The organism is Pseudomonas sp. NPDC098740, assembly GCF_044760065.1.
In the GTDB taxonomy this organism is placed as follows: Bacteria; Pseudomonadota; Gammaproteobacteria; order Pseudomonadales; family Pseudomonadaceae; genus Aquipseudomonas; species Aquipseudomonas rossensis.
Genome location: NZ_JBIWAM010000020.1, coordinates 39,550 through 59,968 on the forward strand (window position 1 = coordinate 39,550; position 20,419 = coordinate 59,968).

A 20,419-nucleotide genomic window follows, 5' to 3' on the forward strand; every position below is an offset into this window, starting at 1 on the left:
AAATGCGCGCAGATCTGCTGATTGTCGGGGCCGGAATGGTCGGTAGCACCCTGGCGCTGGCGTTGCAGGACAGCGGGCTGGAAGTCCTGCTGCTGGACGGCAGCCCCCTGAGCGTCAAACCCTTCGATGGGCAGGCGCCGTTCGAACCGCGAGTCAGTGCCTTGTCAACGGCCAGCCAGCGGATTCTTGAGCGTCTGGGCGTTTGGGGCGGCATCGCCAATCGGCGCAGCAGCCCCTACACCGACATGCACGTTTGGGACGGCAGCGGCACCGGGCAAATCCACTTTTCGGCGACCAGTGTGCATGCCGACGTGCTGGGGCATATCGTCGAGAACCGCGTGGTTCAGGACGCCTTGCTCGACCGCTTGCACGACTGCGATCTTGGAATGTTGGCCAACGCGCGCCTGGAGCAAATGCGTCGCTCCGGCGACGAGTGGCTGCTGACCCTGGCCGATGGCCGCACCTTGCGCGCACCTTTGGTGATCGCAGCGGATGGCGCTAATTCCGCCGTTCGGCGTCTGACCGGCATGGCGACTCGCGAGTGGGACTACATGCACCACGCGATTGTCACCAGCGTGCGCAGCGCCAAGCCTCATCAAATGACTGCCTGGCAGCGCTTCACCGACAACGGGCCGCTGGCGTTTTTGCCGCTGGAGCGTGACGGTCAGCAGGATTGGTGTTCGATCGTCTGGTCGACCACCCCGAGCGAAGCCGAACGCCTGATGGCGCTGGATGACGACGGTTTCTGCAAAGAGCTGGAGCGGGCCTTCGAAGGCCGACTCGGTAAGGTGCTCAGCGCCGATCCGCGTCTGTGCGTACCGCTGCGGCAGCGTCATGCCAAGCGTTATGTGGCTGAAGGTTTGGCGTTGATCGGTGATGCGGCGCACACCATTCACCCGCTGGCCGGGCAGGGCGTGAACCTTGGTTTCCTCGATGCCGCCGTGCTGGCGGAAGTGCTGTTGCAAGCGGCCACGCGTGGCGAGCGTCTGGCGGATGTGAAAGTGCTCAGCCGTTACGAACGTCGACGCATGCCCCACAACCTGGCGTTGATGGCGGCGATGGAAGGCTTCGAGCGCCTGTTTCAGGCTGATCCGTTGCCGATTCGCTGGTTGCGCAATGCCGGGTTAAAGATGGTCGACCAAATGCCCGAAGCCAAGGCTCTGTTCGTGCGTGAGGCGCTGGGGTTGACCGGGGATCTGCCGGCACTCGCCAAGGCCTGAGGTTTTCTGTGTGGCTAGTGGCCCCATCGCGAGCAAGCTCGCTCCCACATTGGGTTTGTGAACACTGAAGATCCCCTGTGGGAGCGAGCTTGCTCGCGATGAGGCCGGTACATTCACCGCAAATTTCCAGCGGTGCAACATCTGGTAACGCCTCCGCGAACTGTTCGATTGAGAAGGTAAATGTGAGTCCATATCATTTGCCCTTACTTTTTCAACCGAGAGATCGCTCCCATGTTGATACCGAAGCGTCTACTGACCGCATTCGCCCTGACCCTGATTGGCAGCGCTGCTGCCCAGGCCGCTGACGAGGTGGTGGTTTACTCCTCGCGTATCGACGAGCTGATCAAACCGGTCTTCGATGCCTACACCGCGAAAACCGGCGTGCAGGTGAAGTTCATCACCGACAAGGAAGCGCCGCTGATGCAGCGGATCAAGGCCGAGGGCGAGAACGCCACCGCGGATCTGCTGCTGACCGTCGATGCCGGCAACCTCTGGCAGGCCGAGCAAATGGGCATCCTGCAACCGTTCACTTCCAAGGTGATCGACGCCAACATCCCGCTGCAATACCGCTCATCCGCCCATGCCTGGACTGGCCTGAGCCTGCGGGCGAGGACCATCGCTTACTCCACCGATCGGGTGAAACCCGGTGAGTTGACCACCTACGAAGGTCTGGCCGACAAGAACTGGGAAGGCCGCCTGTGCCTGCGCACGGCGAAGAAGGTCTACAACCAGTCCCTGACCGCCACCATGATCGAAGTCCATGGCGCCGACAAAACCGAGAAGATTCTCAAGGGCTGGGTGAATAACCTGTCCACCGATGTGTTCTCGGATGACATCGCGGTGCTGGAGGCCATCAACGCGGGTCAATGCGACGTCGGTATCGTCAACACGTACTACTACGGTCGCCTGCACAAGCAGAAGCCTGATCTGGCGGTGAAGCTGTTCTGGCCGAACCAGGGTGATCGTGGCGTACACGTCAACCTGTCGGGCATCGGCTTGACCAAACACGCCCCGCACCCGGAAGCGGCCAAGGCCTTGGTTGAATGGATGACCACGCCTGAAGCGCAGAAGATCTTTGCTGACGTGAACCAGGAATTCCCGGCCAACCCTGCGGTTCAGCCGTCTGCTGAGGTGGCGAGCTGGGGCAAGTTTGTCGCCGATACCTTGCCTGTGGAAATTGCCGGCAAGCGTCAGGCTGAAGCGATTCGGATGATGGATCGGGCGGGTTGGAACTGACTCTGCTGTTTTAAAGAGCAAAAGATCGCAGCCTGCGGCAGCTCCTACATGGGGATAGTGTTTACCCTGTAGGAGCTGCCGCAGGCTGCGATCTTTTTGCGTTTAACGTACATTTCATTGTTTCACCGCAGAGAGCTTTTCATTGGCCCACCCCGCCCAACGCCGCTGGTACCCCCTGGTCTTCGCCATCGCTGCGCTGGTCCTGCTGCCACTTAGCGTTTTGCTGTTGTCATGGCAAACCATCGATCATCAAATCTGGTCCCACCTCTGGGATACCCAGATGCCGCGCCTGCTGGGCAATACCCTGACCCTCGTACTCGGCGTCGGTATCGGCGTAACGCTCTTGGGTGTGAGCCTCGCCTGGCTCACCAGCCTCTGCGAATTCCCCGGTCGGCGTTGGCTGGACTGGGCGCTGATGCTGCCATTCGCCATTCCCGCTTACGTGCTGGCATTCGTCTTCGTCGGCCTGTTGGATTTTGCCGGCCCCGTGCAAACCCTGTTGCGCGAATGGTTCGGCTCGGGCTTGAGGTTGCCGCGCGTGCGCTCCACTGGCGGCGTGATTCTGGTCCTGGTGCTGGTCTTCTACCCCTACGTTTACCTGTTGGCGCGAACCGCGTTCCTGGCTCAGGGCAAAGGCTTGATGGAAGCGGCGCGAGTCCTGGGGCAATCCCCGTGGCAAGCGTTCTGGCGAGTCGCGTTGCCCATGGCGCGCCCGGCCATCGGCGCTGGCGTGGCGCTGGCGTTGATGGAAACACTGGCGGATTTCGGTGCGGTGTCGGTGTTCAACTTCGACACGTTCACGACCGCCATCTACAAGACCTGGTACGGATTTTTCAGCCTCTCCACCGCCGCGCAACTGGCCAGCCTGTTGCTGCTGGTGGTGATGGTCGTGCTGTACGGCGAGCGCCGTGCTCGCGGGGCCAACCGGGCGAGCAACGAACGACCTCGGGTCAAGGCGCTGTATCACCTGCGCGGTTTCAAAGCGCTGGCGGCCATGAGTTGGTGCGCTCTGGTGTTCGCGTGTGCCTTCGTCATTCCGATGCTGCAACTGATGGTGTGGTTCTGGCAGCGCGGGCGCTTCGACCTGGATGAGCGTTACGCAGGGTTGATCGTCCATACGTTGTACCTGGGCGGCATGGCGGCGCTGATCACCGTCAGTGTTGCTTTAGTGCTGGCGTTTGCCCGCCGACTTGCGCCGACCCGAGCGATCCGCACCGGCATCAGCCTGGCCAACCTCGGCTACGCCTTGCCGGGTTCGGTGCTGGCGGTGTCGATCATGCTGGCGTTCAGTTACCTGGATCGCGAACTGGTGATCCCGTTATCGGGTTGGTTGGGCGGCGCTGGCAAGCCATTGTTGCTGGGCAGCCTGTCGGCGTTGTTGCTGGCCTATCTGGTGCGTTTCATCGCGGTGGCGTATGGGCCGCTGGAAAGCAGTCTGGCGCGAATACGGCCATCTTTGCCCGAAGCGGCACGTAGCCTTGGCGTCAGTGGGCCACGACTGTTTTTCAAAGTGTATCTGCCGTTATTGCTGCCCGGCACGTTGAGCGCTGCGTTGCTGGTGTTCGTCGATGTGCTCAAGGAAATGCCCGCGACCCTTCTGATGCGCCCGTTTGGCTGGGACACGCTGGCAGTACGGATCTTCGAAATGACCAGCGAAGGCGAGTGGGCGAGGGCCTCGTTGCCGGCCTTGACGCTGGTTTTGGTCGGGCTGTTACCGGTCATCGGATTGATTCGACGTTCGGCGCATCGAAACGCCTAGGTGCCAGTCCTACACCTTGAGGCTACAATGCGCGGCATTCGGTGCGGTCCGTCCTACAGACCAGGTAGCTGAAATCGGCTGGAAGCCTTGTATTTCAAGGCTTTCACCCCGTGCAGCACCGGCCCGCACCTTCGCCACGCCCGGAAGGAGAAACCCATGGGACAGCGCACGCCTCTGTATGACCTTCATCTCGCCCTCGGCGCGAAGATGGTCGATTTTGGCGGTTGGGATATGCCTTTGCATTACGGCTCGCAGGTCGAGGAACACCATCAGGTGCGTCGCGATTGCGGGGTTTTCGATGTGTCCCACATGACCGTGATCGATGTCAGCGGCCCTCAGGCCAAGGCCTGGCTCCAGCATTTGCTGGCCAATGACGTCGAACGTCTGCACAGCCCTGGCCGTGCCTTGTACAGCACCATGCTCAACGAGCGCGGCGGCATCGTCGACGACATGATCGTCTACCGTCTCGAGGATGGTTATCGGCTGGTGGTCAACGCCTCCACCCGCAATCAGGACCTCGCCTGGATGCAGGCTCACCTCGATGGTTTCAAGGTGCGGCTCAACGAGCGCTCCGAGCTGGCGATGCTGGCCATTCAAGGTCCCCAGGCCCGGCACAAAATTTCCGAACTGGTGACCCAGTCCCGCGGCAACCTGATTCAGATGCTCAAGCCCTTCGAAGGCCAGGCCGATGGTGACTGGTTCATCGCACGCACGGGTTACACCGGCGAAGATGGCCTGGAAATCGTTCTGCCGGCCAGTCAAGCGCCAGGATTCTTTAACGATCTGGTGGGCGCGGGCATCTCGCCGATTGGCCTAGGCGCGCGCGATACTCTGCGGGTCGAAGCCGGCATGAACCTCTACGGTCAGGACATTCACCAAGACGTTTCACCGCTAGCCTCCAACATGGCCTGGAGCATTGCCTGGGAACCGGCCACTCGCCAGTTCATCGGTCGCAGCGCTCTAGAAGCCGAGCGGGCGGTTGGCGTGCAGCACAAACTGGTCGGTCTGGTCCTTGAGGAGCGTGGGGTTTTGCGCGCTCATCAAGTAGTCCGCATCGCCAATGTTGGCGAAGGGGAGATCACCAGTGGTAGTTTCTCTCCTACGCTTAGCAAGTCGATAGCACTGGCGCGCGTGCCGATGGCGACAGCCGACCGCGCAGAAGTGGAAATCCGTGGCAAGTGGTACCCGGTCCGCGTGGTCAAACCGACCTTCGTACGCCATGGCAAAACCTTGATCTAACCTTTTCTGGCGGGCAACGACCGCTGACAATTCTCTTGAGGACACAGAACATGAGCGATATTCCTGCCGGCCTGCGTTTTGCCGAAAGTCACGAGTGGGCCCGTCTCGAAGCCGATGGCAGCGTCACCGTGGGCATCAGCGATCACGCTCAGGAAGCCTTGGGCGACGTGGTGTTCGTTGAGCTGACCGAAGTCGGAACAGTCTTTGCTGCCGGTGATCAATCCGGTGTGGTGGAGTCGGTTAAAGCCGCTTCGGACATCTACTCCCCGGTTGCCGGTGAAGTGATTGCCATCAACGAAGAACTGAGCGCTAACCCTGAGTTGCTCAACTCCGACCCGTACGGTGCCTGGATCTTCAAGCTCAAGCCAAGCAACGCTGGCGATCTGGACAAGCTGCTCGATGCAGCTGGCTACAAGGCCGCCATCGGCGAGTAAGCGTTTAGCGTCATCCCCAAAGCCCCGACTTGTCGGGGCTTTTTTATGCCTTGCAGATCATGGATCAAAAGATCGCATTCCAATGTAGGAGCTGTCGAGTGAAACGAGGCTGCGATCTTTTGATGTTCAAGGGCACTGCGACATCGACTGCTATGCTGGTTTGACCGTGTTGCATCGACGTTGAGCGCCAGTCAAGAGAGAGCCCGTCATGTCCCAGTTGCCGTCCTTGAGCCAGTTACGCGACCCCAATGCCTTCCTTCGCCGCCACCTCGGGCCCGATGCCGCCGAGCAACAGGCGATGCTCGACAGCCTCGGCCTCGGCAGCCGGGTCGAGTTGATCGAGCAGACGGTGCCGCCGGGAATCCGCCTGAACAGGCCGCTCGACCTGCCGCCCGCGCTCGACGAAGAAGCCGCGCTGGCCAAACTGCGCGGTTACGCTGAGCAAAACCAGGTCTGGACCAGCCTGATCGGCATGGGCTACCACGGCACCCTCACGCCGACCGTCATTGTGCGCAACGTGCTGGAAAATCCCGGTTGGTACACCGCGTACACGCCGTATCAACCAGAGATCGCCCAAGGGCGGCTCGAAGCGCTGCTGAACTTTCAGCAATTGACCATCGACCTCACGGGCCTGGAACTGGCCAACGCCTCGTTGCTGGACGAAGCCACGGCGGCGGCGGAAGCCATGGCACTGGCCAAGCGTGTCGCCAAGTCCAGAAGCAATCTGTTCTTCGTCGACGAAAACTGTCATCCGCAGACCATTTCCGTGGTGCAGACCCGGGCAGAAGGGTTCGGCTTCGAACTCATCATCGACACTGTGGATAACTTGAAACAGCACCAGGTGTTCGGCGCGCTCCTGCAGTATCCCGATACCCACGGCGAGATCCGCGATCTTCGTCCCTTGATCGATCATCTGCATGCGCAGCAAGCCTTGGCGTGTGTCGCAACCGACCTGCTGAGTTTGCTGTTACTGACGCCGCCGGGGGAGTTGGGCGCCGACGTGGTGTTCGGTTCATCCCAGCGTTTCGGCGTGCCCATGGGTTACGGCGGGCCGCACGCGGCGTTTTTTGCCAGTCGCGATGAGTACAAACGGGCGATTCCCGGGCGGATCATCGGCGTGTCGAAAGATGCTCGCGGCAATGTCGCCCTGCGCATGGCCCTGCAAACCCGCGAGCAACATATCCGCCGGGAGAAGGCCAACTCAAACATTTGCACGGCTCAAGTGCTGCTGGCCAACATTGCCAGTTTCTATGCGGTCTATCACGGTCCGGAAGGGCTTAAACGCATTGCCCAGCGCGTCCATCGGCTGACCAGCATCCTTGCCGCTGGCCTGGAGCGCCACGGTATCACCCGCCTTAATAAACACTTTTTCGACACGCTGACGCTGGAGGTCGGTGGTACTCAGACGGCAATCATCGAAAGTGCCCAGGCTAAACAGATCAATTTGCGCATTCTCGGGCGCGGGCAGTTGGGACTGAGCCTCGACGAAACCTCTGACGAATCCACCGTCGCGAAGTTGTTTGATGTGTTCCTCGGTGCCGATCATGGGCTTAACGTCGAGGAACTGGACGCTGAAGCCCTCGATTCCGGCATTCCCGCAGGTCTGCTGCGCACCTCGCCTTATTTACGCCACCCGGTGTTCAGCGCCCATCACAGCGAAACCGAGATGTTGCGCTACCTCAAGCAACTGGAGAACAAGGACCTGGCGCTCAACCAATCGATGATCCCGCTGGGCTCCTGCACCATGAAGCTCAATGCCACCAGCGAGATGATCCCGATCACGTGGCCGCAGTTCGCCAACCTGCACCCGTTTGTGCCGAAAGAGCAGGCGGTCGGTTATTCGCTGATGATCGAAGAACTGGAGCGTTGGCTCTGCGCGATTACCGGTTTCGACGCGATCTGTATGCAACCCAACTCTGGCGCCCAAGGCGAGTACGCCGGGTTGCTGGCGATCCGCAAATATCACGAGAGTCGTCATGAGGGCGCGCGGGATATTTGCCTGATCCCGTCCTCGGCCCACGGCACCAATCCGGCTTCGGCGCAGATGGCCGGGATGCGGGTGGTGATCGTCGAATGCGACGAGGCGGGCAACGTTGATCTGGATGACCTCAAAGGCAAGGCCGCAGAAGCAGGAGACAAACTCGCCTGCCTGATGGCGACGTATCCTTCGACCCACGGCGTATACGAGGAAGGCATCAGCGAAATCTGCGAAGTTATCCACAGCCACGGCGGCCAGGTGTACATGGATGGCGCCAACCTCAACGCCCAGGTCGGACTGGCGCGCCCGGCGGACATAGGCGCCGACGTGTCCCACATGAATTTACACAAGACCTTCTGCATTCCACATGGTGGCGGCGGGCCGGGCATGGGGCCGATTGGTGTGCGCGCGCATCTGGCGCCGTTCGTGGCCAATCACCCGGTGGTACCGATCGACGGACCGCTGGCGCAGAACGGCGCAGTCAGCGCGGCGCCCTGGGGCAGTGCGAGCATCCTGCCGATCAGCTGGATGTACATTGCGATGATGGGGCCGCAATTGGCGGATGCCAGTGAGGTGGCGATTCTCGCCGCGAATTACCTGGCGCAACACTTGTCCGGGGCGTTTCCGGTGCTTTACACCGGGCGTAACGAACGGGTGGCTCACGAATGCATTCTCGACCTGCGGCCACTCAAGGCGCTGACCGGGATCAGCGAGGAGGACGTCGCCAAGCGGCTGATGGACTATGGCTTCCATGCGCCGACCATGTCGTTTCCAGTGCCGGGGACGTTGATGGTAGAACCCACCGAAAGTGAGTCGAAGGCAGAGCTGGACCGGTTTATCGGGGCGATGCTGAGTATCCGCGCGGAAATCACCGAGGTGCAGAATGGCAACTGGCCGGCCGATGACAACCCGCTGAAACGTTCGCCGCATACCCTGGCGGATATCACCGGGGTGTGGGAGCGGCCCTACACCATCGAGCAGGCGGTGACGCCGGATGCTCACACCAAGGCGCATAAGTACTGGCCGGTGGTGAACCGGGTGGACAATGTCTACGGTGACCGCAATCTGTTTTGTGCGTGTGTTCCGGTGGATGATTACCGCTGACACACCGTTTTGTATTCCAGCAAAAAAATGCCGCTCATGGAGAGCGGCATTTTTTTGAGTCATGAATCAGAACGACATCCGCGCTTCAACGTAAAGATTCTGCTCTCGAAGCTTGCCCTTTAGCTGTTCGTCCCGTGCATTGATGCGGTTGGCGAAGGTGTTATAGCCGGTTTCAACCTTACCCATGTCGACATAGCGGTAGCCGGTGCCGACGGTAATTTGCCGGGTCAGTTTTAGGTCTGCACCGACGCCCAGGGTGTAGGCGAAATTGTTTTGGGTATTGTTGGCAAATCGACGTGAAGGGTTGGACTGGTAGCCTTCGGAATTGATATGGGCCACACCTGCGCCGGTCATGGCGTACAGCGATAGGCTTTGGGTCAAGGGGAAGTCCTTGTAGGCATTGAACATCAGGCGCTTGGATGAGACCTGCATGTTGTTAACGTTGGCGTTGAATGGCGCCCAGTAACTCTTGAACTCCGAGTCCTGCTTGATGGTGTACTCGCTTTCCAGGCGCCAGCCACCTATGAACTCATAGCCGAGCGCAACGGAGCCGCCGACATCTTTGTTGCGCTCCGGACTGACGATACGGTTGTTCACTCTGGGACTTGTGAGCAGGGCGTCGGCAAGTTCTTGCTGGACGTTCTGGATTTTTATCGAGCCGTACAGGCCTTCGGCTTGGGAAACGTGACTGTAGGCGGCCAGCAGAAGTAAAGATAAGACTGGTTTTTTCATGTGAGTCGATTCGCTTGTGGGGGTAATCCGAATCGACAAAGTTTGAGTTCGCACGTCTGGCGCTCATATCAGAGCTTTCATCAGTAGGTCGGTGAAAACTCGTCTGCATGTCAGTGTTTTGGCGTTAGCCTACGTAGGAAATAGCTATGCAATTTCTCTGGTTCAAAAAAATACCGCTCATTGAGAGCGGCATTTTTTATTCAGCAACAACGCTTATTCCGAAGCCACGGCATTCTTCGCCAGGATCGCGTTCGCCAGTTCCATGTCCGTGGCCTGCAGGCCAGGGTTGTCGGCGCGGACTTTCTGCATCGCGGCCTCCAGGTATGGACCGCGAATGCCGCCGTCACTGGCGACAAAGCTGCCGGCATCGTCCTGGGCAGCAACGATCAGCTTGTGATCCTTGAAAGTCAGGTAGGTCGAACCGGTAGTCGCACCGGACGAGATGACGTTACGCCAAAAGCTATCGGCCATCGCCGAACCGACAGGAAGGGACAACAAGGCGATGGTAGCGACAGCAAGTTTGAGACGCATATTGGGTGACTCCACTGGGTTAACTACGGCGTTGGATTGCCAATCCCCCAATCGAGTTCCATGACGGCCGCGCCTACTTTTGTTCGCTCTGCGGCGTCACCCGCAATACCTCCTCAATCGTCGTCAAACCCGCCGCCACTTTTTGCGCCCCTGACAACCGCAAACTGCGCATGCCTTCCTTGAACGCCTGACGCCGCACGGCCAGCAAATCGGTGTCGGGGTTGATCAGCGCCTTGACGCCGTCCGTCAGCTGCATGATTTCATAGACTCCGGCGCGGCCGCGGTAACCGGTATCGCGGCATTCCAGGCAACCGATGGCGCGATGTGCGTTGTTCGGCAACGGTGCCTGCCAGGGCCGGGTCAAGGTTTGCCAGTCTTCTTCACCCAGGGTCAGCAGTGCCTTGCAATGCGGGCACAAGGTGCGGACCAGGCGCTGGGCCATGACGCCAAGCACCGTGGCTTTGATCAGGTAATGCGGCACACCCAGTTCCAGCAAGCGGCTGATCGCGCTCGGCGCATCGTTAGTGTGCAGCGTCGACAGCACCAAGTGGCCGGTGAGCGCAGCCTGGATCGCCATTTCAGCGGTTTCCAGATCTCGGATCTCACCGATCATGATGATGTCCGGATCCTGTCGCATCAGCGCGCGCACACCGGCGGCGAAGGTCAGGTCGATGTTGTGCTGGACCTGCATCTGGTTGAACGCCGGCTCGACCATTTCGATCGGGTCTTCGATGGTGCAGAGGTTGACCTCCGGCGTCGCCAGTTTCTTCAGGGTGGTGTACAGCGTGGTGGTCTTGCCGGAACCGGTAGGGCCAGTGACCAGAATGATGCCGTTGGGCTGGCTCGTCATGTCCTGCCAGCGGCGCAAGTCTTCGGCGGAGAAGCCCAACTGATCAAAGTTCTTGAGCAGTACCTCCGGGTCGAAGATCCGCATGACCATTTTTTCGCCGAACGCCGTTGGCAACGTAGACAGCCGCAGCTCGACTTCACCACCGTCCGGGGTCTTGGTTTTCACCCGGCCGTCCTGGGGTTTGCGTTTTTCCGCGACGTTCATTCGCCCGAGGCTTTTCAGGCGGCTGACGATGGCCATGGTCACTTGCGGCGGGAATTGATAGACGTTGTGCAGCACGCCATCGATGCGAAAACGCACCGTGCCTTGTTCGCGCCGGGGTTCGATGTGGATGTCGCTGGCGCGTTGCTGGAACGCGTACTGGAACAACCAGTCGACGATGTTGACGATGTGCGCGTCGTTGGCGTCCGGTTCTTGGTCGCTGGCGCCGAGGTTGAGCAGCTGTTCGAAATTGCCCAGGGTGTTCATCTGCTGATCGGCGTTGGTCGCGCCGCTGACCGATTTGGCCAGGCGGAAAAACTCCACGCTGAAGCGCTGGATGTCGACCGGGTTGGCGACCACACGCTTGATCGGCAGCTTCAGCACATGGGTCAGGTCGGCTTCCCAGCCGGTGACGTAGGGTTGGGCGCTGGCCACGGTCACCGCGTCGCGGTCGATAGACACCGCAAGAATCTTGTGGCGCTGAGCGAACGCGTAGGACATCAGCGGCGTAATCGCTGCCACATTGATTTTCAGCGGATCGATACGCAGATAAGGCTGACCGGCCTGCTGCGACAGCCAAAGCGTCAGGCTTTCCAGGTCGAGGTGTTTACCGGGACGGCTGAGGTCGTCCAGGTGTTGGCTGGCGATGAATTCCAGCGGGTGCATCTGGCCATTGGCAGCGTGACGGCGTCGAGCATTGAGCGCGTGTTCAGCCGAGTCCTGGCTGATAAAGCCTTGGGCGACCAGTTCACGCAGCAAATCATTGAGATCCAGCCAGCGGTCCTGAATGGCAGGTTGAACGGACATGCGGGCTCCTCATGAACAACAGTTCGCAAAGGATAGTCGCGGACCCGCAGACCGTTGGGCCACTATCCGACGAAGCCGTGTCGAGTTTTTTCAGCCCGCCGCCTGAGCCGGTTCATCCCACGCGCAATCAGCTGCTTGCAGCTCAACCGAACAGACGCTGATCAGGTTACGTAATTTTTCCGCGATCACCTGGGCGCGGTGCCAGCTCAGGTCGTCCATCACGATGTCGATCGCCAGCAGATCGTCCATCCGCTGCACGTTGACCTGTTGCGGCGTCAGAAACTGCAAGGCGAACAGGTTGAGCGCCCGGCACAGCAGATCCGGTTCGGCCTCGGCCAGCAGTTGATAGTGAACGCGGCAGTGGGCGTTGCTGACGTTCCAGACATCGGCGCGGGTGTGCGGGGTGTTGACGGCTTCTAGATGCGGCATGGTCGGTCTCCAAAATCACTGGAGGAATTTTTACATTCGGTGCCGGGCATTTCTTATCTATGATTGGGCTCATTGGCGATTATTTGAATTGCTTGATTCGTTAAGTTATCAATCAAAGGTTTTTTTATGCATAGCGAGCTGGATGGCTACGACCGCAAGATTCTGGCGTTGCTGCAAGAGGACGCTTCGCTCTCCAGCGCGCAAATCGCCGAGCAGGTCGGGCTGTCGCAGTCGCCGTGCTGGCGACGGATACAGCGGATGAAGGAGGAGGGGATTATTCGGGGGCAGGTGACCTTGCTCGACCGGAAGAAAATCGGTCTGAACACGCAGATCTTCGCCGAAATCAAACTCAACGCTCACGGGCGTTCGAACTTCACCGAATTCACCGAGGCGATTCGCGGCTTTCCTGAAGTGCTGGAGTGTTATGTGCTGATGGGGTCGGTGGATTTCTTGCTGCGGATCGTCACGGCGGACATCGAGGCGTATGAGCGGTTTTTCTTCGAGAAGCTGTCGATGGTGCCGGGGATTCAGGAGGTGAACTCGATCGTGGCGTTGTCGGAGATCAAATCCACGACGAGTTTGCCGGTGTTGCGGTAAAGCAAAAGATCGCAGCCTGCGGCAGCTCCTACAAGGGAATGCGTACACCTGTAGGAGCTGCCGAAGGCTGCGATCTTTTGGCGGTCTTACATACGCAGCAGCATCTTCCACGCACGATTCTGATACACCGCAATCGCCTGCTGCTTGCGCGCATCCAGCGATTCATCGGTGATCGGCTCGTTCGCCAATTGAGCAAGCTGTTTCAGCTCACCGTACAAGCGATCCATTTCCGGGATGTCCAGCACGCTGCGGGCATGGTGCAGCCAAGCCTGGATGCGCTCGATGCGCGGCAGTTGCTCGGCCAGGTCTTCCGGCTGTTGCTGATAACGCTGCAGTTGCAGGGAAGTCGCTTCTTCACCCAGCAGACGCGGCAACCAACTGCCCAATTGCGCAGCGCCCTGGCGATTGCCGCGGACGTTGCGATCGGCAGCCCACGTGCGGGCCAGCAACCAGCGCGAAGTGTTCAGCGAGAACAGGCCCCAGCGCGGGTCTTCGAGTTCTTCGAGGAATTGCTCCGGCGCGGCTTTGCGCACGTCTTCGTCGTCGACACCGGCTTGCACCAGCGGACGCCAGTCTTCGAGCAAGGCATCCAGCGCGACGCGCAGATCGTGCGTCGACTGACGCGGTGCGGCTTGACCCAGGCTGCTCAGCAACGCGCGCAATTCAGCCAGGTTTTCGACCCAGTCCTGCAACAGGCGCCAGTGGCCATTGAAGCGATACTGCTCGGCCAGGCGTTGGCTGCTGCTCAGCAAGTGCCAGCTCAGCGCGGCAAAAGCGTCGTCCAGCGGGGTTTCGGCGGTGATCTGTGGCGCCGGCAGGCTCAACGAGTAGCTGTTGGCGTCGTATAGGCGATAACCGCGCTCGGCCTTGCTGATGTCACACGGCATCAGGGCCAGGGTCGCGGCTAGTTCGGCGGCCAGTTCCAGCAGAGCGGCCGGCTCACCTTCGCGCAGTTCCAGTTCCAGTTCGCAGATTTCTTCTTTCTGCTTGCCTACGATCACGTGACCCAGATCCAGTGCGGCTTCGATCACCACTTTGGTCTTGCCACGGCCCCAGGCGATTTCAGCGCGTTCGCGGACGAAATCGGTGGTGAAGATTGCCTTCAGGGTTTTCTTGTCCAGCTCGGCCAACTCTTCAGGCCAGCATTCGCCGTCGAGTTTCTTCACGTCGAGCTTGGCTTTGGGCAGGTTCCAGTCGTATTCGTTACGCACGGACAGACCGGCAACGCTCTGGCCGCGGGTCTTGAGGGTCTGAATCACTTCTTCGCCATCGCGGCGCAGGCGCAGGGCAACCTTGGCGCGGGCCAGGTCGCGCTCAGGCGTGTCGAAGTACTGGTTCATCAACTCACGGCGTTCCCAGCCACTTTTGTTGCGTTTTTTCAGGAGCGGGTGCTCGCGCAGGGCAGCGAGAGTTTCTCGGCTGACGCGGAGTTTGATTTCGGTTTCTTTCTGCATGGCCGGAAAATCCAGGATCGGGAGCGCAGCCGGGGGGAATGTGTGGCTGCCAAGGTCGTGCAGTGTACAGGACTCATCAGCCCTACGCGCCGCGGCGGTTTATTCCTGTCGCCGGATGGTTCTATGATGGAGTTCAAATCGGGAGTTGGAGTCAGCGATGCTTTTGCCGTCCATGAAAGATCAATTCGCTGCGCTGATCGCTGCGCCGTCCGTCAGTTGCACCCAACCCAGCCTCGATCAATCGAACCGTCCAGTGATTGACCTGTTGGCGACGTGGCTCGGCGACCTGGGTTTTACCTGCGACATCCAGCAGGTCAGCCCCGGCAAATTCAATCTGCTGGCCAGTTTCGGTTCCGGCCCCGGCGGCCTGGTGCTGGCCGGTCACAGTGACACCGTGCCGTTCGATGGCGCGCTGTGGCAAACCGATCCGCTGAAGCTGACCGAAGTTGATGGTCGCTGGGTGGGTCTGGGCAGTTGCGACATGAAGGGCTTTTTCGCGCTGGCCATCGAAGCCGTCATACCTCTGCTCGATCAGCCGTTCAAGCAACCGCTGCTGATCCTCGCCACCTGCGATGAAGAAAGCTCGATGTCCGGCGCTCGTGCCCTGGCCGAAGCCGGGCGTCCGCTCGGTCGTGCGGCGGTGATCGGCGAGCCGACCGGGCTGAAGCCGATCCGCATGCACAAAGGCATCATGATGGAGCGAATCGACATCCTCGGCCAGAGCGGCCACTCCTCGGACCCACGCCTTGGTCACAGCGCCCTCGAAGCCATGCACGATGCCATTGGTGAACTGCGCGGCTTGCGCCTGTTGTGGCAGCGTGAGTTCCGTAATCCACAGTTCAGCGTGCCGACGCCGACCCTGAATTTCGGTTGCATCCATGGTGGCGATAACCCCAACCGCATTTGCGGCCAGTGTTCGCTGGAATTCGATCTACGTCCGTTGCCGGGCATGGACCCCAATGCCCTGCGCGCGGAGATTCTGCAGAAGCTCAAGCCTATTGCCAAATGGCATCAGGTGAAGATCGATTACGCGCCGCTGTTCCCCGAAGTGCCGCCGTTCGAGCAGGCCGAGGATGCAGAATTGGTCCGGGTCGCGGAAAAGCTCACCGGCCATCGTGCCGAAGCAGTGGCGTTTGGCACCGAAGCGCCTTATCTTCAGCGTCTTGGCTGCGAAACCCTGGTGCTCGGCCCTGGCGACATCGCCTGTGCGCACCAACCGGGGGAATACCTCGAAATGTCACGTTTGCAGCCTACGGTGCATCTATTACGTCAACTGATTGAACATTACTGCCTGACGCCGGCCAAAACGGCGATGCCAGTGTAGGAGCTGCCGAAGGCTGCGATCTTTTGATTGTGATTTTTAAGATCAAAAGATCGCAGCCTTCGGCAGCTCCTACAGGGCTCGCGGTTAAATTGCCGGTGTTTTAACCCGTATTCATGAGGAGAGCGCGCGTGTCGCCAAGCCTGTTCCGACGATAACCATCAGCCCGCTGTGCGTTTTCTGTTTCGCCCATTTTTTGGCTGCTATTTATTACAGGCCCAGGTTCATGCCCGAATACGTTAATTGGCTTCGTCACGCTTCGCCTTACATCAACGCCCACCGCGATTGCACCTTCGTCGTCATGCTGCCCGGCGACGGCGTGGAGCACCCGAACTTCGGCAATATCGTCCACGACCTGGTGCTGTTGCACAGCCTCGGCGTGCGACTGGTGCTGGTTCACGGTTCCCGTCCGCAAATTGAAACCCGCCTGGCTGCGCGCGGCCTGACCCCGCATTACCACCACGGGATGCGCATCACCGATGCCGCAACGCTGGAGTGTGTGATCGATGCGGTCGGCCAGCTGCGTATCGCCATCGAAGCGCGGCTGTCCATGGACATGGCTTCATCGCCGATGCAGGGCTCGCGTCTGCGGGTGGCCAGCGGCAACCTGGTGACGGCGCGGCCAATCGGCGTGCTCGAAGGCGTCGACTATCACCACACCGGCGAAGTGCGTCGGGTCGACCGCAAGGGCATCAATCGCCTGCTGGATGAGCGTTCCATCGTGCTGTTGTCGCCACTGGGTTACTCGCCGACCGGTGAGATTTTCAACCTCGCCTGTGAAGACGTTGCCACTCGCGCGGCCATCGATCTGGGGGCGGACAAGCTGCTGTTGTTCGGCGCCGACCTGGGTCTGATCGATGAAAACGGTCACCTGGTTCGTGAGTTGCGTCCGCAACAGGTGCCGGCGCATCTGCAGCGCCTGGGCAGCAACTATCAAGCTGAGCTGTTGGATGCGGCCGCTGAGGCCTGCCGCGGCGGCGTGGCGCGCAGTCATATCGTCAGCTACGCCGAAGACGGTGCGCTGCTGACCGAGCTGTTCACCCGCGACGGTGGCGGTACGCTGGTGGCCCAGGAGCAATTCGAGATTGTGCGCGAAGCGGCGATCGAAGACGTCGGTGGTTTGCTGGATTTGATCAGCCCGCTGGAAGAGCAGGGCATTCTGGTGCGGCGTTCCCGCGAGGTGCTGGAGCGTGAGATCGAGCAGTTCAGTGTGGTCGAGCGCGAAGGCATGATCATCGCGTGTGCGGCGCTGTATCAGATTGCTGATTCGGATGCGGGGGAGTTGGCGTGTCTGGCGGTGAACCCGGAATACCGCCATGGCGGTCGTGGTGATGAGCTGCTGGAGCGCATCGAAACCCGCGCCCGGGCGCAGGGGCTGAAAACCTTGTTCGTACTGACGACCCGGACCGCTCACTGGTTTCGCGAGCGCGGGTTTGTGCCGAGCAGCGTAGAGCGTCTGCCATCAGCGCGGGCGTCGCTGTACAACTATCAGCGTAATTCGAAGATCTTCGAAAAAACCTTGTAACCGCAGGGCCCCCATCGCGAGCAAGCTCGCTCCCACAGTGGTTTTGTAAACGCCAAAGATCCCTGTGGGAGCGAGCTTGCTCGCGATCGGCTGCGCAGCAGCCGTCAGCAATCATTGGGTGACAAACTTCGCACTGACATACGGCGAATAATCCGGCAGCACCGTCTCAACCTTCCCTTGTTCCTTCAAGAACTTCGCCGTCTCGCCAATCGCTTTGGCCGTGCCGCCGTCCAGCAGCGCGGTGGTCTGTTGGGCTTTAGCATCCGGGAACATAGAACCGGCCAGCAACTCCGGCACATCGACGGCATTGGCACCGGTCAGTTTGGCGATTTTTTGCACCGGCACCGAGTCAGCAGTCCAGCTGTCCTTATGCGCGGCATAGTCGGCGAACGAGTCCAGCGTGACCTTGGCGAATTTGGCCACAACCTCTGGGTGCTTCTCGGCGTAATCCTTGCGCGCGACCCAGACCTCGAAGGTCGGAGCACCCCATTGGCCGACCTGTGCAGCGTCGGTCAAAGTCTTGCCAGTCTTGCGAATTTCCCCCAGGGCGGGTGACCAGACAAACGCACCATCGATGTCACCACGCTTCCACGCCGCCGCGATTTCCGCCGGTTGCAAATTCACCACTTTGACTTTCGAGGCATCCAGGCCCCAGTGCTTCAACGCACCCAGCAAACTGTAGTGGGAGGTTGAAACGAAGGGTGTGGCGATGGTCTTGCCGATCAGATCTTCCGGTTTATCGATGCCGCTGCCGTTACGCACCACCAGTGCTTCAGCGGCGTTGATTTGAGCGGAAACAATGAACGCAACGATCGGCAGATTGCGAGAAGCAGCGGCTGCCAGCGGACTTGAGCCGAGGTTGCCAATCTGCACGTCGCCGGAAGCAATGGCAGTAACCACTTCCGGGCCGCTATTGAAACGACGCCAGTCAATTTTTTGGCCGATGGTTTTCTCGTACAGTCCGTCTGCCTGGGGGACTTTGCTGGGGTCGATACCGGTTTGATAACCGACCGTGAGGTTCGCCGCCTGGGCGCTAAAAGAAATTATTAGCGATACACAAACTGTAACAATTGGGCCGGATAGTGCGCGTTTGGTCGTCATGGCGCTGCCTTTCGATAGGGATTGATCGTGAATGCATCAAAGCTAATCGATCTAAAAAAAGTCTCACAAATACCATTTAGGAATTAGCTTATGAGCCGGCGCCCGTGTCCCGGCTTAAGGGGTAGTGCGGAGCTAAATTCCTAAACGGTATGAAAAAGAATTGGTTGATTCTTTTTGGGTTTATGGCCCGGCAAGGAAGGAATTTATTGGGGATTAGACCATGGTCGTAGACACACATGGTTACGATTGACTTGTGAGTCACGGTCTGGCGCTAATCGCGGATCTTAGGAGCCCGGGCATACGACCCAGGACCAGGAACACAAGAATTAGAAACGAGAGGAGCGAAACAATGAACAAGTCCACCTTGGCTCTGGGTGTTGCCGTGGCCGTTGGGGTTCTGGCGCAGCAGGCAGGCGCCGCGGGTTTCATCGAAGACAGCAAAGCTTCCGTCAGTTCTCGCACCATGTATTACAACGACGATAACCGCGATGCCGGTGGCTCGGATCAGAGAGAGACCGCTGAAGGCCTCAAGTTCGATTATCTGTCCGGTTTCACCCAAGGTACGGTCGGCTTCGGTATCGACGCCCAGGCTCTCGTGGGTATCCATCTGGACGGCGACAAAGGTCACCATCCAGCCAACAACAACACGTTTTTCCCAAGCGACACCGATGGTTCGGCCGTGCACGAGTGGAGCCGCGCGGCAGCCAACGTCAAGGCCCGCTTCTCGAAGACCGAAGCCCACCTGGGTGGCGCTCTGCAACCGAACATGCCGATCACAGCCGCCTGCTGCCACAGACCTTTGACGGTGGCACCATCACCTCGAAGGAAATCGACAACGTGACCCTCAACGCGGGTCAGTTGGAGCACTCGGCGGGTCGCGCCTCTTCAAACTCCACCGGCCTGGCCGTGGCTGGCGGTACTCAGGACAGCAATCAGTTCCGTTACGCCGGTGCTGACTGGAAGGTCACCAAGGATCTCACCCTGCAGTACTACCACTCGAATCTGAAGGATTACTACAAGCAGGACTTCCTTGGCTTGATTCACGTTTTCCCGATCGACGCCAAACAGTCCTTCAAGACAGACCTGCGCTATTTTGACAGCAGCTCCGATGGCAAGAACGGCGACGCCGGTTACCGCTTCAACAACAACGGTGGTTTCGCCAAGACCCCGGGCGAGGTCGATAACAAGACCTGGAGCGCCATGTTCACCTACACCCTGGGGGGTAACGCCTTCCTGCTTGGTCACCAACGCGTCAATGATGACGGCGGTTTCGTCTATCTGAACCAGGGCAGCGTGGTTGACGGCAATGGTCGTCCGGAAGGTAACGGTGGTACCAGCTTCTACCTGTTCACCGATGCCATGATCAACGGTTTTGTCCGTGCAGGTGAAAACACCACGTTCGGTCAATACACCTACGATTTCGCCGCTGCGGGTGTGCCGGGTCTGAAAGCGTCCGTGGCTTACTTGAAGGGCGAAAACATCAAATCCGCAACAGGTGGCAGCGATGCGTCCGAGTGGGAGCGCGACATGCGGGTGGACTACACCATTCAGCAGGGCGCGCTCAAAGGCTTAGGCGCAACGGTGCGTCATGGCGTCTACCGTGGCGACGCAGCCGGCCTTGCCGACAAGGACCAGACCCGTCTGATCTTCAACTACACCTACAGCTTCCTGTAAAAACCATTAGAAAAAGCCTCGCCTGCTAGCGAGGCTTTTTTTGTGTGTTTCATTATTCCAAGTAGAGCTTACTTAGTAATTTTTTATTCTTTTTAGCTTTTAGGCCAAACGCCTAAAGTGGGTGGCTTATGAGCCGATACCTTGTGTCCCGACTCAGGGGAATAGCGCGAAGCTATATTCCTGAATGGCATGAAAAATGATGAAATAATTCTTTTTGTGTTTATTAT

15 protein-coding genes and 1 pseudogene are annotated in these 20,419 nt (G+C 59.4%); 10 read left to right on the forward strand and 6 right to left on the reverse strand.

The features are described 5' to 3' along the window. The first annotated feature begins 2 nt into the window (after positions 1-2). The 6 genes from ACIQU2_RS21780 to gcvP all read left to right on the forward strand — a co-directional run bounded on the left by ACIQU2_RS21780 (position 3) and on the right by gcvP (position 8,970). Positions 3-1,220 (forward strand): 2-octaprenyl-3-methyl-6-methoxy-1,4-benzoquinol hydroxylase, encoded by a 1,218-nt coding sequence (locus ACIQU2_RS21780; protein ID WP_403143964.1) that lies wholly within the window; start codon positions 3-5, stop codon positions 1,218-1,220. Between the two features lie 231 nt (positions 1,221-1,451). Then, positions 1,452-2,456 carry an extracellular solute-binding protein gene (locus ACIQU2_RS21785; protein WP_403143909.1) on the forward strand — a complete coding sequence of 335 codons (1,005 nt, stop codon included), beginning with the start codon at positions 1,452-1,454 and terminating at the stop codon, positions 2,454-2,456. A gap of 142 nt (positions 2,457-2,598) precedes the next feature. Further along, positions 2,599-4,215 carry an ABC transporter permease gene (locus ACIQU2_RS21790; RefSeq protein WP_403143910.1) on the forward strand — a complete coding sequence of 539 codons (1,617 nt, stop codon included), beginning with the start codon at positions 2,599-2,601 and terminating at the stop codon, positions 4,213-4,215. Between the two features lie 156 nt (positions 4,216-4,371). Beyond that, complete coding sequence (gcvT, locus tag ACIQU2_RS21795) at positions 4,372-5,454, forward strand: glycine cleavage system aminomethyltransferase GcvT (protein WP_403143911.1); 1,083 nt, start codon at positions 4,372-4,374, stop codon at positions 5,452-5,454. 50 nt (positions 5,455-5,504) lie between these two features. Continuing rightward, the gene (gcvH, locus tag ACIQU2_RS21800; protein ID WP_403143913.1) at positions 5,505-5,888 is read left to right on the forward strand and encodes a glycine cleavage system protein GcvH; all 384 of its coding nucleotides are present in this window, start codon (positions 5,505-5,507) and stop codon (positions 5,886-5,888) included. A gap of 208 nt (positions 5,889-6,096) precedes the next feature. Further along, the gene (gcvP, locus tag ACIQU2_RS21805) at positions 6,097-8,970 is read left to right on the forward strand and encodes an aminomethyl-transferring glycine dehydrogenase (protein ID WP_403143914.1); all 2,874 of its coding nucleotides are present in this window, start codon (positions 6,097-6,099) and stop codon (positions 8,968-8,970) included. Positions 8,971-9,036: 66 nt separating this feature from the next. On the opposite strand, the gene ACIQU2_RS21810 is transcribed toward gcvP, so the two are convergent. The 4 genes from ACIQU2_RS21810 to ACIQU2_RS21825 all read right to left on the reverse strand — a co-directional run bounded on the left by ACIQU2_RS21810 (position 9,037) and on the right by ACIQU2_RS21825 (position 12,520). Then, entirely contained in the window at positions 9,037-9,702 is a 666-nt protein-coding gene (locus ACIQU2_RS21810) for an outer membrane protein (RefSeq protein WP_403143916.1), read from the reverse strand. A 213-nt stretch (positions 9,703-9,915) separates the two neighbouring features. Further along, positions 9,916-10,233, reverse strand: a complete 318-nt coding sequence (locus ACIQU2_RS21815; RefSeq protein WP_010466645.1) for a DUF2388 domain-containing protein — start codon at positions 10,231-10,233, stop codon at positions 9,916-9,918. 73 nt (positions 10,234-10,306) lie between these two features. Further along, the gene (locus tag ACIQU2_RS21820) at positions 10,307-12,091 is read right to left on the reverse strand and encodes an ATPase, T2SS/T4P/T4SS family (protein WP_347802461.1); all 1,785 of its coding nucleotides are present in this window, start codon (positions 12,089-12,091) and stop codon (positions 10,307-10,309) included. A gap of 90 nt (positions 12,092-12,181) precedes the next feature. Beyond that, entirely contained in the window at positions 12,182-12,520 is a 339-nt protein-coding gene (locus ACIQU2_RS21825; protein ID WP_403143919.1) for a hypothetical protein, read from the reverse strand. A 126-nt stretch (positions 12,521-12,646) separates the two neighbouring features. Between ACIQU2_RS21825 and ACIQU2_RS21830 the strand changes: the two genes are divergently transcribed. Then, positions 12,647-13,117, forward strand: coding sequence for an Lrp/AsnC family transcriptional regulator (locus tag ACIQU2_RS21830; protein ID WP_018927598.1), 471 nt, complete (start codon positions 12,647-12,649; stop codon positions 13,115-13,117). Positions 13,118-13,203: 86 nt separating this feature from the next. Here the strand turns inward: ACIQU2_RS21830 and ACIQU2_RS21835 are convergent, their stop codons facing one another. Next, positions 13,204-14,571, reverse strand: a complete 1,368-nt coding sequence (locus ACIQU2_RS21835) for an inorganic triphosphatase (protein WP_403143922.1) — start codon at positions 14,569-14,571, stop codon at positions 13,204-13,206. Between the two features lie 157 nt (positions 14,572-14,728). On the opposite strand from ACIQU2_RS21835, the gene argE reads away from it, so the two are divergent. Both argE and argA read left to right on the forward strand, forming a co-directional pair. After that, positions 14,729-15,895, forward strand: coding sequence for an acetylornithine deacetylase (gene argE / locus ACIQU2_RS21840; protein ID WP_403143924.1), 1,167 nt, complete (start codon positions 14,729-14,731; stop codon positions 15,893-15,895). A 223-nt stretch (positions 15,896-16,118) separates the two neighbouring features. Further along, complete coding sequence (gene argA, locus ACIQU2_RS21845; protein ID WP_403143926.1) at positions 16,119-17,417, forward strand: amino-acid N-acetyltransferase; 1,299 nt, start codon at positions 16,119-16,121, stop codon at positions 17,415-17,417. 111 nt (positions 17,418-17,528) lie between these two features. On the opposite strand, the gene tauA is transcribed toward argA, so the two are convergent. Next, positions 17,529-18,518 carry a taurine ABC transporter substrate-binding protein gene (gene tauA / locus ACIQU2_RS21850; RefSeq protein WP_403143928.1) on the reverse strand — a complete coding sequence of 330 codons (990 nt, stop codon included), beginning with the start codon at positions 18,516-18,518 and terminating at the stop codon, positions 17,529-17,531. A gap of 349 nt (positions 18,519-18,867) precedes the next feature. On the opposite strand from tauA, the pseudogene ACIQU2_RS21855 reads away from it, so the two are divergent. Continuing rightward, a pseudogene (locus ACIQU2_RS21855) lies at positions 18,868-20,192 on the forward strand (OprD family outer membrane porin). Positions 20,193-20,419 lie beyond the last annotated feature (227 nt).

What these genes read in the sequence shown, in the direction of transcription:
- argE (WP_403143924.1), top strand. Translation starts at nt 14,729, where the DNA reads ATGCTTTTGCCGTCCATGAAAGATCAATTCGCTGCGCTGATCGCTGCG.
- ACIQU2_RS21830 (WP_018927598.1), top strand. Translation starts at nt 12,647, where the DNA reads ATGCATAGCGAGCTGGATGGCTACGACCGCAAGATTCTGGCGTTGCTG.
- ACIQU2_RS21780 (WP_403143964.1), top strand. Translation starts at nt 3, where the DNA reads ATGCGCGCAGATCTGCTGATTGTCGGGGCCGGAATGGTCGGTAGCACC.
- ACIQU2_RS21820 (WP_347802461.1), bottom strand. Translation starts at nt 12,091, where the DNA reads ATGTCCGTTCAACCTGCCATTCAGGACCGCTGGCTGGATCTCAATGAT.
- gcvH (WP_403143913.1), top strand. Translation starts at nt 5,505, where the DNA reads ATGAGCGATATTCCTGCCGGCCTGCGTTTTGCCGAAAGTCACGAGTGG.
- ACIQU2_RS21825 (WP_403143919.1), bottom strand. Translation starts at nt 12,520, where the DNA reads ATGCCGCATCTAGAAGCCGTCAACACCCCGCACACCCGCGCCGATGTC.
- argA (WP_403143926.1), top strand. Translation starts at nt 16,119, where the DNA reads ATGCCCGAATACGTTAATTGGCTTCGTCACGCTTCGCCTTACATCAAC.
- gcvP (WP_403143914.1), top strand. Translation starts at nt 6,097, where the DNA reads ATGTCCCAGTTGCCGTCCTTGAGCCAGTTACGCGACCCCAATGCCTTC.
- ACIQU2_RS21815 (WP_010466645.1), bottom strand. Translation starts at nt 10,233, where the DNA reads ATGCGTCTCAAACTTGCTGTCGCTACCATCGCCTTGTTGTCCCTTCCT.
- ACIQU2_RS21810 (WP_403143916.1), bottom strand. Translation starts at nt 9,702, where the DNA reads ATGAAAAAACCAGTCTTATCTTTACTTCTGCTGGCCGCCTACAGTCAC.
- ACIQU2_RS21785 (WP_403143909.1), top strand. Translation starts at nt 1,452, where the DNA reads ATGTTGATACCGAAGCGTCTACTGACCGCATTCGCCCTGACCCTGATT.
- tauA (WP_403143928.1), bottom strand. Translation starts at nt 18,518, where the DNA reads ATGACGACCAAACGCGCACTATCCGGCCCAATTGTTACAGTTTGTGTA.
- gcvT (WP_403143911.1), top strand. Translation starts at nt 4,372, where the DNA reads ATGGGACAGCGCACGCCTCTGTATGACCTTCATCTCGCCCTCGGCGCG.
- ACIQU2_RS21835 (WP_403143922.1), bottom strand. Translation starts at nt 14,571, where the DNA reads ATGCAGAAAGAAACCGAAATCAAACTCCGCGTCAGCCGAGAAACTCTC.